Annotated in this window: 11 protein-coding genes; 5 read left to right on the top strand and 6 right to left on the bottom strand. The window is 70.1% G+C overall.

Annotated elements, in window-relative coordinates:
• Positions 1-99 precede the first annotated feature (99 nt).
• The 3 genes from ACFFGH_RS23895 to ACFFGH_RS23885 all read left to right on the top strand — a co-directional run bounded on the left by ACFFGH_RS23895 (position 100) and on the right by ACFFGH_RS23885 (position 4815).
• Positions 100-1200, top strand: coding sequence for an ABC transporter ATP-binding protein (locus ACFFGH_RS23895; RefSeq protein ID WP_386673017.1), 1101 nt, complete (start codon positions 100-102; stop codon positions 1198-1200).
• A gap of 94 nt (positions 1201-1294) precedes the next feature.
• Entirely contained in the window at positions 1295-2584 is a 1290-nt protein-coding gene (locus tag ACFFGH_RS23890) for a DUF4032 domain-containing protein (RefSeq protein WP_386673015.1), read from the top strand.
• Positions 2585-2634: 50 nt separating this feature from the next.
• A complete protein-coding gene (locus ACFFGH_RS23885) occupies positions 2635-4815 on the top strand; it encodes an MMPL family transporter (RefSeq protein WP_386673013.1) in 2181 nt (726 codons plus the stop codon).
• A gap of 20 nt (positions 4816-4835) precedes the next feature.
• Here the strand turns inward: ACFFGH_RS23885 and rlmB are convergent, their stop codons facing one another.
• The 4 genes from rlmB to ACFFGH_RS23865 are packed head-to-tail and all read right to left on the bottom strand — an operon-like array spanning position 4836 to position 8981.
• A complete protein-coding gene (gene rlmB, locus ACFFGH_RS23880; protein WP_386673011.1) occupies positions 4836-5837 on the bottom strand; it encodes a 23S rRNA (guanosine(2251)-2'-O)-methyltransferase RlmB in 1002 nt (333 codons plus the stop codon).
• Positions 5830-7266: a cysteine--tRNA ligase gene (cysS, locus tag ACFFGH_RS23875; protein WP_386673009.1), complete on the bottom strand. Its 1437-nt coding sequence runs from the start codon at positions 7264-7266 to the stop codon at positions 5830-5832. The genes rlmB and cysS overlap by 8 nt, the downstream gene beginning before the upstream one ends.
• A 51-nt stretch (positions 7267-7317) precedes the next feature.
• Positions 7318-8490, bottom strand: a complete 1173-nt coding sequence (gene ispD, locus ACFFGH_RS23870) for a 2-C-methyl-D-erythritol 4-phosphate cytidylyltransferase (protein ID WP_386673007.1) — start codon at positions 8488-8490, stop codon at positions 7318-7320.
• Positions 8491-8498: 8 nt separating this feature from the next.
• Positions 8499-8981: a CarD family transcriptional regulator gene (locus tag ACFFGH_RS23865; RefSeq protein WP_386673005.1), complete on the bottom strand. Its 483-nt coding sequence runs from the start codon at positions 8979-8981 to the stop codon at positions 8499-8501.
• Positions 8982-9119: 138 nt separating this feature from the next.
• Here ACFFGH_RS23865 and ACFFGH_RS23860 point away from each other — a divergent pair, with 138 nt between their 5' ends.
• Together ACFFGH_RS23860 and ACFFGH_RS23855 are read left to right on the top strand one after the other, a co-directional pair.
• Entirely contained in the window at positions 9120-9761 is a 642-nt protein-coding gene (locus ACFFGH_RS23860) for a hypothetical protein (protein ID WP_386673003.1), read from the top strand.
• A gap of 110 nt (positions 9762-9871) precedes the next feature.
• Positions 9872-10633: a hypothetical protein gene (locus ACFFGH_RS23855; protein WP_386673001.1), complete on the top strand. Its 762-nt coding sequence runs from the start codon at positions 9872-9874 to the stop codon at positions 10631-10633.
• A 4-nt stretch (positions 10634-10637) separates the two neighbouring features.
• Here ACFFGH_RS23855 and ACFFGH_RS23850 read toward each other — a convergent pair whose 3' ends face one another.
• Entirely contained in the window at positions 10638-11318 is a 681-nt protein-coding gene (locus ACFFGH_RS23850) for a response regulator (protein ID WP_386672999.1), read from the bottom strand.
• Positions 11315-12466: a sensor histidine kinase gene (locus ACFFGH_RS23845; protein WP_386672997.1), complete on the bottom strand. Its 1152-nt coding sequence runs from the start codon at positions 12464-12466 to the stop codon at positions 11315-11317. The genes ACFFGH_RS23850 and ACFFGH_RS23845 overlap by 4 nt, the downstream gene beginning before the upstream one ends.
• Positions 12467-12485: the final 19 nt, after the last annotated feature.

The raw sequence follows: 12485 nt of genomic DNA, 5'->3' as shown, positions 1-12485 counted from the left end.
GAGGATGGTCGCAGGCGCCCATGGCAATGGCGACATTGAAAACATCCATTCACAACGGATCGTCCGGCACGTACCTGCCGGTGAAGGAGAAGCAATCCCATGGCAACAGTGACGTTCGACAAGGCCACGCGCCTCTACCCGGGGTCCACGGTCCCGGCAGTCGACAAGATCGATCTCGAGGTCGCGGACGGTGAGTTCCTCGTCCTCGTCGGCCCCTCGGGCTGTGGCAAGTCCACGACCCTCCGCATGCTGGCCGGCCTCGAGGAGGTCAACGACGGCCGCATCCTCATCGGCGAACGGGACGTCACCGACGTGCCGCCGAAGGACCGCGACATCGCGATGGTCTTCCAGAACTACGCGCTGTACCCGCACATGACCGTCGCCGAGAACATGGGCTTCGCGCTCAAGATCGCCGGCGTCAACAAGGAGGAGCGCGCGAGCCGCGTCCTCGAGGCCGCGAAGCTGCTCGACCTGGAGCCGTACCTCAACCGCAAGCCGAAGGCCCTCTCCGGTGGTCAGCGTCAGCGTGTCGCCATGGGTCGCGCCATCGTGCGTCAGCCCCAGGTGTTCCTCATGGACGAGCCGCTGTCGAACCTCGACGCCAAGCTCCGCGTGCAGACCCGTACCCAGATCGCGTCGCTCCAGCGCCGCCTCGGCGTCACCACCGTCTACGTCACGCACGACCAGACGGAGGCCCTGACGATGGGCGACCGGATCGCCGTCCTCAAGGACGGCATCATGCAGCAGGTCGGCACCCCGCGTGACCTGTACGAGAAGCCGAACAACATCTTCGTCGCCGGCTTCATCGGCAGCCCGGCCATGAACCTGTTCCCGGCCGACATCGTCGAAGGCGGCATCAAGTTCGGCACCGCGGTCGCGGCGACCGAGCGCGACGCCCTCCAGCACGCGAGCTCCGGCACCGTCACCGTCGGCATCCGCCCGGAGGACGTGCTCGTCGCATCCAGCGGCGAGGGCCTGCAGGTCGACGTGGACGTGGTCGAGGAGCTCGGCGCCGACGGCTACCTCTACGGTCACACCGAGGTCGGCGGCTCGCGCGTCGACGTCGTCGCCCGCGTCGACGGACGCAGCCACCCGCTGGCCGGCGACCGCATCTTCATCACCCCGAAGCCGCAGCACATCCACGTCTTCGACCAGGTGACCGGCGAGCGCCTGACGAAGGCTGCGATCGCCGCCGGCTGATCCGGTTCGAGCAAGAAGCGGCCGCACCCCTCGGGTGCGGCCGCTTCCGCGTTCCCGCGGGTCCCGCGCCGGAAGACTAGGCTCGGAAACACTCATGAGCGGCTCTCTCAACATCACGTCGGCCACGGTGGACCCTGGCCTCCTCGACCTGCCCTGGAACCTCCCGCTGGAGGAGTGGCCGGAAGACACCATCGCGGCGCTCCCGAAGGGCATCTCCCGCCACCTCGTGCGCTTCGTGCACCTGGGCGGCTACGTCGTCGCCATCAAGGAGACGTCCGCTGAGCTCGCACGGCGGGAGTACGAGATGCTCCGCACGCTGCAGCGGATGGAGATCCCCTGCGTCGACCCGGTGGCCGTCATCACGAACCGCCACGATGACGACAACAACCCGCTCGAGTCGGTGCTGGTCACCCGGCACCTGAAATTCTCGCTGCCCTATCGCGCCATCTACTCGCAGACGCTCCGGCCGGAGACCGCCACGCGTCTCGTCGACGCCCTCGCGCTGCTGCTGGTGCGCCTGCACAACATCGGGTTCTTCTGGGGTGACGTGTCCCTGTCGAACACACTGTTCCGCCGCGACGCGGGCTCCTTCGCGGCATACCTCGTCGACGCGGAGACCGGTCAGCTGTACAGCGGTGGGCTCTCGAACGGGCAGCGCGAGAACGACCTGGAGATCGCCCGGGTGAACATCGCCGGCGAGCTGCTCGACCTGCAGGCAGGCGGCAGGCTCGACGAGAACATCGACGCGGTCGACGTCGGCAACGGCATCGTGTCGCAGTACCGGATGCTCTGGAGCGAACTGACCAGCGCGGAGCAGTTCGACCAGTCGGAGCGGTGGCGGATCGCCCAGCGGGTGGAACGGCTGAATGCGCTCGGGTTCGACATCGAAGAGCTGTCCATCCGCACCGACGAGACCGGCACGCAGGTGCACATCCAGCCCAAGGTGGTGGACGCGGGGCACCATTCCCGGCGGCTGCTCCGGCTCACCGGCCTCGACGCGCAGGAGAACCAGGCACGCCGTCTGCTCAACGACCTCGACTCGTACCGGGCGACCACCGGCAGGCAGGACATGGACGAGGAGGTCGTCGCGCACGAGTGGCTGGCGCGCGTCTTCGAACCCATCGTCCGCGCCATCCCCCGTGATCTGCGCGGCAAGCTGGAGCCGGCCGAGGTGTTCCACCAGCTCCTCGACCACCGCTGGTACATGTCGCAGAACGAGACGCGCGAGATCCCGCTCTCAGAGGCCCTCACCTCCTACATCGACACGGTGCTGCGCCACCGGCGGGATGAGGCGACGGTCATGTACCCGGTGACCGGGGTGCTCACCATGCCGGTCGAGGTGCAGGGCGCCGGCGACGAGGACGACTGGCGAGCGAAAGTTTGATGACCGCGGCGGGGCGACCGCGGGCCGTCGCGCGGCGGCGGTAGATCGCAGTGCTCGAACGGCTCGGGCGGGCAGCCGCCCGGCATCCGCTGCGCACGATCGCCGCGTGGCTGCTGGTCTGCGGCTTCTGCGGGGCGCTGGTGTTCGGCGCGTTCGGCACCGACATCTTCGCCCGGCTGACGAGCGACGCGTTCAGCATCTCCGGCGAGGCGACGGAGGCTGATGAGCTCCTCGACGACTCGGCGGGCGACACGGTCACCCTGCTCGTCCACGGGGTGGATCCTGCCTCCACCGAACTGTCGGGCCTGATCGAGGGCATCGCCGAGGAGCTGGAGCCGCTCGCGGTGGAGGTGGCGAATCCGCTGGCCGTGCAGCTGCCGCCGGGTGTGGCCGCGCCGCCGGAGCTGGCCGCCCTGTCCGCCGACGACGGCCGGGGGATGCTGCTGGTGGCGAGCTCCGCGGACGACGCCGACCTCGAGCGGGCGACCGAGATCCTGCAGGACGGCGCCCGGGACATCCGGGATGAGCTGGGCGTCACCGCGGAGGTCGGGAGCCGGCAGCTCCTCGTCGACTCCCTGACCGAGATCTCCGAGAGCGACCTGGCCCGCGGCGAGGCCGTGGCGCTGCCGATCGCGCTCGCCGTGATGCTGCTGGTGTTCGGCGGGTTCCTGGCCGCAGGTCTGCCGCTCGCGGCGGCGATGGCGTCCATGCTGGGCGGGCTGGGGGCGCTCTACGGGTTCAGCTATCTGATGGACATCAGCACGAACGTGCTGAACGTCGTCACGGTGGTGGGCCTCGGTCTCTCGATCGATTACGGGCTGCTCATCGTCAGCCGGTTCCGGGAGGAGTACCGCGCTGCGCTTGAGACGGTGCCGGCCGAGGAGCGCCGGCGGCAGACGCGGATCGACGCGATCGGCCGCACGGCGGCGACCGCGGGCCGCACCGTGCTGTTCTCGGGCGTCACGTTCGGTGTGGCGGCGCTCGGCCTCGTCGTGCTGGAACCCGGCATCATCCGCGCAATAGCCGTCGGCGCCGCATCCGTGACCATGCTCGGCGTCGCCCTCGCGCTGACGCTCGTTCCCGCCGTGCTGGCCCTGATCGGCGACCGGCTCATCCGCCCAGGGCTCCTCACCCGGCTGCCCGGCCTCGGCCGGGTGCTCGGACGACTCGGGGACGTCGCCCCGGAAGAGGGGCTCTTCTCCCGGCTGGCCCGTCGCGTGCAGCGCAGACCGGCCGTCGTCACGATGCTCTGTGCCGCGCTCCTGGTGCTGCTCGGCAGCGCCCTGCCGAACCTGCGGCTGGCCAACACCAGCGCGGACGCCATCCCGCCGTCGTCGACGCAGCACACGTTCCTGACCGAGCTGCGGGAGGAGTTCCCGAGCGCCGCGCAGCCGCGCGTCGCGCTCGTCTCGGATGGCACCGAGTCGCAGGCGCGCGAGTGGGCAGCGGAGGTCGAGGGGCTCGACCCGGTGCGCTCGGTCGCCGACCCGGTGGAGCGCAATGGGCTCTGGGTGTCGGATGTGGGAGTCGAGGACAAGCGGGGCGGCGACGCCGTGCGGCAGATCCGCGAAGATCGGCCGGAGATGCGCAACTGGGTCACCGGTGTCGACGCGCACACCGCCGATTTCGCCGACTCGCTGCTCGCCGGCTCAGGATGGGTTGCGCTCATCGTGATCCTCGGCACCGTCGTGCTGCTGTTCCTCATGACCGGGTCGATCATCATCCCGCTGAAGGCTCTGGTGGTGAGCGCGCTGTCGCTCGGCGCCTCCATCGGCGTGCTGGTGTGGGGGTTCGAGCAGGGCAATCTCGGCTGGCTGCTCGGCTTCGACCCGGCGGATGTCGCGGGCGTCGACGTGCTCGTCATCACCCTGGTGCTGGTCTTCGGCTTCGGGCTGGCGATGGACTACGAGATGTTCATCCTCTCCCGCATCAAGGAGCAGGCGGACGCGGGGGTGCCGTCGCGGGAGGCGATCGCCACGGGCCTCCAGCGCTCGGGGCGGATCATCACCTCGGCGGCGCTCATCATCGTGGTGGTGTTCGCCGGCTTCGCCACTGGGGAGCTGATGATCATCAAGCAGCTCGGCACTGCGCTGGCCGTCGCGGTGTTCCTCGACGCCACACTCGTCCGCTGCCTCCTCGTCCCCGCAGTCATGACCTGGCAGGAGCGGGTCATGTGGTGGGCGCCTGCCCCGCTGCGACGCCTGCACGCCCGCTTCGGCATCTCCGATTGAGGTAATTCGGTCCCTGAGTACTACCCGGCCCGCTGCGCGCGCAGCTTCGAGATCTCGTAGAGGGCGACGCTCGCTGCGATGCCTGCGTTCAGCGACTCCGTCGTGGAGGTGATCGGGATCGAGACGACGGCGTCGCAGTTCTCGGTGACGAGGCGCGACAGCCCCTTGCCTTCGCTGCCCACGACGAGCACCACCGGCTCCCCTGCCAGCGCGAGCTCCGGCAGTGCCGTGTCCCCGCCGCCGTCGAGGCCGAGCACGAAGACGCCGCGCTCCTTGAACGCCTTGAGCGTCGAGTTGAGGTTCGCCGCCATGGCGACCGGGATGCGCGCCGCGGCTCCGGCGGAGGTCTTCCAGGCGGCGGCGGTGACACCGGCCGACCGGCGCTGCGGCACGATCACGCCCTGCCCGCCGAAAGCGGCGACGGAGCGGATGATCGCACCGAGATTCCGCGGGTCCGTGACCCCGTCGAGTGCGACCAACAGCGGCGTGGTGCCCGACTGGATGGTGTCCTCGAGCAGGTCGATCGGGTGCGCGTACTCGTAGGCGGGCACCTTGAGCGCGACGCCCTGGTGCACGGCGTCCGCGCCGGTCAGGCGGTCGAGCTCGGGCCGCATCACCTCCAGCACCGGGATGCCGCGGTGAGTGGCCACCGCGATGGATTCCTTCATCCGGTCGTCCATCTCGGCGCGCGCGGCGATGTACAGCGTGGTGGCCGGGATCTTGGCCCGCAGCGCCTCGACCACGGAGTTCCGCCCGCTGACGATCTCCGCGTCGCCGGCGCCCGAGCGCGACGAGCGCTGAGTGCGCTGCTGCGGCCGCTCGCGGTCGCTCTTGCCGGTTCGCGAGCGTGCGGCGTCGAGCCGCTCCTGCGCCGCCTTCCGCTTGCCCGCCACGTGGTAGGTGCGGTCCTCGGCTTTCGGCGTCGGCCCGCGGCCCTCGAGCGCCTTGCGCCCGTGGCCGCCGGTGCCGACGGTGGGGCCCTTCTTCGCCTTGCGGCCGCCCGGCTTGCCTGGCTTAGCCATCGATCCTCCAGTGTGATCCGGTTGCCGCATCCTCGACCGCGATCCCCGCCGCGGCGAGCTCGTCGCGGATGCGGTCGGCCGTCGCGAAATCGCGGTTCTGCCGAGCCTGCTCGCGGCTGGCGAGCAGCTGCTCGACCAGTGCGGCGAGTGCCCGCTCGGCGGCGTGCTCGGTGCCGGTGGACGCCCATTCGTGCGACAGCGGGTTGATCCCGAGCACCTCGGTCATCGCGGTCACCTCGCCCATCGCACGCGCCGCGGCGTCGAGGTTCTCGTCATCGAGCGCGGCATTGCCGGCGCGCACCTGCTCGTGCAGCACGCCGAGGGCCTGCGGCACCGACAGGTCGTCGTCCATCGCCTCCGCGAACGCGGCGGGCAGCACGGGGGCGGCGACGCCGGCGAACCGGGTGCCGGTGAGCCGCTGACCGGCTCGGCGGAGGAACACCTCGATCCGGTCGAGGGCGGCCTCTGCCTCCTCCAACGCGCCATCGTGGTAGTCGATGGTGGAGCGGTAGTGGGCGGAGCTGAGGTAATAGCGGATGACGATCGGCCGCGCGAGGGAGAGGAATTCAGCGGCGTAGATGGAGTTGCCGAGCGACTTCGACATCTTCTGGCCGTGAACGTTCACCAACCCGTTGTGCACCCAGTACTTGGCGAAGTCGAAGCCGAGGGCCGACGACTGGGCCAGCTCGTTCTCGTGGTGCGGGAACCGCAGGTCGAGGCCGCCGCCGTGGATGTCGAACGCCTCGCCGAGGTAGCGGCGGGACATCGCGGAGCACTCGATGTGCCAGCCGGGCCGGCCCGCTCCCCACGGGGACGGCCAAGCCGCGGACTCCGGCTCCTCCGGCTTGTAGCCCTTCCAGAGGGCGAAGTCGCGCGGTTCCCGCTTGGCCCGCGGATCCGCGTCCGTCGCGGCGACCATGTCCTCCGGCTTCTGCCGTGTGAGTTCGCCGTAGCTCGGCCACGAGCCGGTGTCGAAGTAGACGTCGCCGGAGCCGTCGGAGGCCGGATACGCGTGCCCGCGCTCGATGAGCCGACCGATCAGCTCGATCATGTTGGCGATACTGGCCGTGGCACGCGGCTCATAGGTCGGCGGCTGGATGCCGAGACGGTTGTACCCGGCGGTGAACTCGAGCTCGTAGCGGTATGCGTGCGCCCACCACTGCTCGAGCGCCGGCTGCCCGCCGAGCGTCGATGCGCTGGCGAGGATCTTGTCGTCGATGTCGGTGACGTTCCGCACCAGCGTCACGTCGTACCCGCGCATGCTGAGCCAGCGGCGCCACAGGTCGTAGACGAGGGCGCTGCGGAGGTGGCCGATGTGCGGCGACGACTGCACGGTCGGTCCGCAGACGTACATGCCGACCTTGCCCTCGACGCGCGGAACCAGGTCGACGAGCGCCTGTTCCTTGGAGTCGTAGATGCGAATCGTCACCGGCACAGCCTACCGAGCGGGCCGGACGGCGGGGTCGATGTGACTGGGGGGCTATCGCGCCGGCAGCAGCAGCGCGGTGGCGATCGCGGTCACACCCTCGCCGCGGCCCGCGAAGCCGAGGCCGTCGGTGGTGGTGGCCGAGACGCTCACCGGACCGCCGAGCAGCTCACTCAGGTGCCGCTCGATCTCCGCACGTCGCGGCGCGAACCTGGGCGCGTTGGCGATCAGCTGCACCGCGACGTTGCCGACCCGGTATCCCGCATGGGTCACCAGCGCGAGTGTCTCGATGAGGAACACGTCGCCGCGGGCGTCCTTGAACCGGTCCTCGGCGGTGCCGAAACGGCCGCCGATGTCGCCCAGCCCGGCCGCCGACAGCAGCGCGTCGCAGATGGCATGGGCGACGGCGTCGCCGTCGCTGTGCCCCGCCAGCCCGGGCTCGTCCGGCCAGTGCACGCCGCCGAGCCACAGCGGCACAGCGGTGTCGTAGCCGTGCACATCCACACCGATCCCGGTGCGGAGCCCTTCGAGGGCGCCGGCGGGCTCCTCGAGCAGGCGTTCCGCCCGTTGCAGGTCCCACGGCGTGGTGATCTTGAACGCGCGATCCGATCCGTCGACGACGAGCACCGCGACGCCCGCCGCCGCCACGACCGCGGCGTCGTCGGTGTACTCCCGGTCAGCCCGCGCGTAGGCGTCGACCAGCGCGGCACGCGGGAAGCCCTGCGGGGTCTGCACCTGCCGCAGCTCGGATCGGTCCACAGTCTCCAGCACGACGTCGTCCTGCACGCGCTTCACCGTGTCGGTCACAGGAAGCGCCGGGATGACGGCCCTGCCACTGCTCTGCACGCGCGCCGCCACCCGGTCGAAGAGCTCCGGCGGCGCGAGGCACCGTGCGGCATCGTGCACCAGCACCGTCTCGATCTCCGGTGCCAGCGCGGTGAGACCAGCGGCGACGGATGCCTGACGCGTTGCGCCACCGGCGACGAGCGTGAGGTACCCCGTCGCCGATGGACCGGCGGCGCGGACCGCGACCGACCTGGCCTCGTCCATCAGCTCCGCAGGCGCGACGACGATCACCTGCGCAGGCTCGGCAGCGGAGAGCGCACCGTCCACCGCGCGCGCCAGGATCGGCGATCCGGCCAGCTCGACGAACGCCTTCGGCACCGACCGGCCGAGCCGCGCCCCGCTGCCCGCGGCGACGAGGATCACGGCGACCGTCGGCGCCACGGTTCGGCTCAGGAGGCGAGCACCTCGTCGAGCACGGTCGACGCCTTCTCCTCGTCGGTCTTCTCCGCGAGCGCGAGCTCGGAGATCAGGATCTGACGGGCCTTGGCGAGCATCCGCTTCTCACCGGCGGAGAGTCCGCGGTCCTGGTCGCGGCGCCACAGGTCGCGGACGACCTCGGACACCTTGATGACGTCACCCGAGGCGAGCTTCTCGAGGTTGGCCTTGTACCGGCGGGACCAGTTGGTGGGCTCCTCGGTGAACGGAGCGCGCAACACCTCGAACACGCGGTCCAGGCCTTCGCGGCCGATCACGTCGCGCACGCCGACAAGGTCGACGTTCTCGGCGGGAACCTCGATGGTCAGGTCGCCCTGGGCGACATTCAGCTTCAGATAGAGCTTCTCCTGGCCTTTGATGATTCGGGTCTTGACCTCTGTGATGGTTGCTGCACCGTGGTGGGGATAGACAACGGTTTCGCCGACCTCAAACTGCATTACATGGTCCTTCCAAGAGAAACCCAAGTTTACCACAGGGCACTTCCCCCCTCCGGCCCGTCCAGGGCCCCGGCGGCGCTCGGTAGGCTAGGCTTCCAGCCGGACTTGGGGCGACTTGCATTGCAGACGGAGGGTTTCGTGAGAAGACGCGCGACGTTGACGGCCGCACTGGCTGGGGCGCTCCTGCTGGCGACCACCGGGTGCACGTTCGTCGCCGAGATCGCCACCCTCGAGGAATACGACCCCAGCGACGGTGTCGGCACCACCATCGGCGACGTGCAGGTCCGGAACATGCTGGCCATCACCGAGGACGGCCAGCGGGCGGCTCTGATCTTCGCCGCCACCAACAGCGGCGACGAGAACGTGCGCCTCAACGTGAGCCTGACCGAGGGTGGAACCGGGGAGCAGGTCCGGATTCCGGCGGGGCAGTTCACCTCCGTCGGCGCCGGAGGCGAGCAGCTGGTGTTCGAGGGGCTCGACGTCACACCGGGCAGCCTTCTGCCCGTCTACGTGCAGTACGGCGACGAGCCGGGTCGCCTGCTCAATGTGCCGGTGCTCGACGCGGGCCTCGCGGAGTACGCCGCGCTGGTGCCGTCGCCGACTCCGACGCCCGAGCCTGAGCCCGTGGTCCCACCCGAGGAGACCGCTCCGCCGGCCGACCCCGACGCCACCGCTGACCCGAACGCGACCGCCGAGCCCGGTGTGCCCGCCGAGGAGGCTCCCACCGAGCCGGCTCCCGGCGAGGACGAGGGCGCGGAGCAGCCGCCCACCGACGGCTGACGCGGGGATCGCGACGCCGGACGAGCTCGAAACGTTGGTCTTGCCGATTGCGCTCCACCTCGCCACGATGAGTGCTCGGCCACAACGGCTGTGGTGCGGAGGTGGGCGTGATGGCTCGTCGGAGCACGTTCCCGCGCGCCCGTCGGCCGCACATCGCTGCGGTCGTCGTCCCACTCGTCTCGGTCGCGCTCACGGCGTGCGCCCAGATGGCGTCGATCGCGTCCGAGTCGACCGCTCCGGCTAGCCCGACCAGTGAGACCGGCCCGACGAGTGAGCCCAGCCCGAGCAGTGAGCAGGGCCGCGCCGATGCCGGCACCGCGGGCGGGACGCCGACGAACGGCGGGCCGGAGATCCCACCGGAACTGCTCGCGGAAGCGGACGCGCTCGGTCAGCCGGATGCTGCCTGGTACGCGGTCGCGCATGGAGTCTCGGTCGCCGAGGCAGTCGCCCGGCTGGATGCGCAGGCCGCCGACCGCGGGAAGCGGAGCCTCATCACGAGGGAGCTCGGCGAATCGTTCGGCGGCCTGTGGATCGAGCACGAGCCGGAATTCCGCATGGTCATCGCCTCCACGGCCTCGCACATCCCCGAGGGAGCGGCGAGGATCGCAGCCGCGCTCGACGCTCCGGTGGCCTGGAAGACGGTCGCGCACTCCCTGGCCGACCTCGAGTCGCTGCAGCGGGACCTGGGAGAGGCGATCTGGCGAGAAGGCGTGCCGGCCGGATCGTCCGTCGACGTCAAGCGGAACGCCGTGCTGCTCGAGGTGCTCGACCCAGCGCCCCTCGAACCGATCCTCAGCCGCTTGGACTACGACGACGGCATGGTGATCGTCGAGGTTGTGACCGGGTTCCCCACCCTGGAGGACGGCGGATAGGCGGTCAGGCCTCGAACCGGTAGCCGAGTCCACGCACCGTCATGAGCAGCGCCGGCTCGGACGGCACCTTCTCGATCTTCGAGCGGATGCGCTTGACGTGCACGTCGAGGGTCTTGGTGTCGCCGTAGTAGTCGCTGCCCCACACGCGGTCGATCAGCTGTCCGCGGGTCAGCACCCGGCCGGCGTTGCGGAGCAGGAACTCGAGCAGCTCGAACTCCTTCAGCGGCATCGGCACGTCTCGACCGTCGACGCTCACGGTGTGGCGCTCGATGTCCATGCGGATCGGCCCGCACTCGAGCACCGAATCGTCGTCCACGTCGAGCTCGATCCGCCTGCGGAGCACCGCGCGAATGCGGGCGAGCAGCTCGCGGGTGGAGTACGGCTTCGTCACGTAGTCGTCGGCCCCGAGCTCGAGGCCCACCACGATGTCGACCTCGCTGTCCTTCGCCGTCAGCATGATGATCGGCACGGCCGAGCGCTGCCGCAGCTCTCGGCACACCTCGGTGCCGGGCAGGCCGGGCAGCATCAGGTCGAGCAGCACCAGGTCGGCGCCCGCGCGGTCGAACTCTGCCACCGCCGACGGCCCGTCGGCAGCGATCGCCGTCTCGTAGCCCTCCCGTGTGAGCAGATAGGCGAGCGGCTCGCTGAGGGACTGCTCGTCCTCGACGATCAGGATTCGGGTCAAGATCTGGCTCCTTGTGCGGTCGGTGCCTCCGGCGCGGAGGGAAGTCGGATGGTGAAGGTGGATCCATGGCCCTTCTGCGACCACACCCGGATGTCGCCGCCGTGGTTCTGCACCACGTGCTTGACGATACTCAGGCCGAGGCCAGTGCCACCGGTGTGCCGGCTGCGTGCGGGGTCGACACGGAAGAAGCGCTCGAACACCCGGCCGAGCTCCTCCTCGGGGATGCCGACGCCCTGATCCGTGACGGACAGCTCCACCACACCGTCGGTGGACCGCACACCGATGCCGACGTGCGATCCCTTGGGCGAGTACTGGATCGCGTTGGCGATCAAGTTGTGCACGGCGGTGGTGAGCAGGTTCTCGTCGCCGTAAACCTTGAGGCCCGGCGTCCCGCCGGTGATGAGCCGGATGCCGTCGGCTTCGGCGGGGACGCGGTTGCCGTCCAGGGCCCGTGCGACGACCGCGTCGATACTGACCAGATCCGCCTTCTCGACCATGTCCATCGCCTGCACACGGCTGAGCTCGATGATCTCCTGCGTCATCTGGGCGAGCCGGTCCGATTCGACGCGCAGCCGGGCGGCGAAGCGGCGCACCTGGGTGACATCCTCCGACGCGCTCTCGAGGGCCTCCGCGAGCAAGCCCACGGCGCCGATCGGGGTCTTCAGCTCGTGGCTGATGTTCGCCACGAAATCGCGCCGCACCTCCTCCAGACGCTTCGCTTCGGTGTGGTCGTCTGCGAGGAGCAACACGTAGCGGGACCCCAGCCGGGCGCCGCGCACCGAGAGGTGAAGGCTTGCGTCGCCGAACGGTCCTCGCTGCACCGTGAGATCCTCGGTGACCGGCTCGTCACTGTCCCGGACTCTGTCGACGAGGGCCAGCAGGGGCGCGTGCGCGACCGCACCGCCACGGACCAGGCCGAGCGCCATCGCTCCTGGGGATGCTCGGACGACGTTGTTCGACGGATCCACCACGATGCCGGCCGACTCCAGCGCTTCGAGCACCTGATTCACGCCGTCCGGGACTCCAGACGTCGCGACTGCAGCCGCGCGTTCGCCCCGCTGAGCCGCCACGACGACCACGATGACCACGAGCGCGCCGAGCATGATGCCCACCGCCAGCGACACGGGCACCAGCCAGGTGGGGTCCATAGCGACTAGATTAGTGAGC

Source organism: Lysobacter korlensis, from assembly GCF_042434515.1.
This window is presented reverse-complemented; position numbering and strand designations above follow the sequence as displayed.

Excerpts from the sequence above, each read along its gene's own strand:
- ACFFGH_RS23845 (WP_386672997.1), bottom strand. The coding sequence starts at position 12,466 with ATGGACCCCACCTGGCTGGTGCCCGTGTCGCTGGCGGTGGGCATCATG.
- ACFFGH_RS23855 (WP_386673001.1), top strand. The coding sequence starts at position 9,872 with ATGGCTCGTCGGAGCACGTTCCCGCGCGCCCGTCGGCCGCACATCGCT.
- ACFFGH_RS23895 (WP_386673017.1), top strand. The coding sequence starts at position 100 with ATGGCAACAGTGACGTTCGACAAGGCCACGCGCCTCTACCCGGGGTCC.
- ACFFGH_RS23865 (WP_386673005.1), bottom strand. The coding sequence starts at position 8,981 with ATGCAGTTTGAGGTCGGCGAAACCGTTGTCTATCCCCACCACGGTGCA.
- rlmB (WP_386673011.1), bottom strand. The coding sequence starts at position 5,837 with ATGGCTAAGCCAGGCAAGCCGGGCGGCCGCAAGGCGAAGAAGGGCCCC.
- ACFFGH_RS23890 (WP_386673015.1), top strand. The coding sequence starts at position 1,295 with ATGAGCGGCTCTCTCAACATCACGTCGGCCACGGTGGACCCTGGCCTC.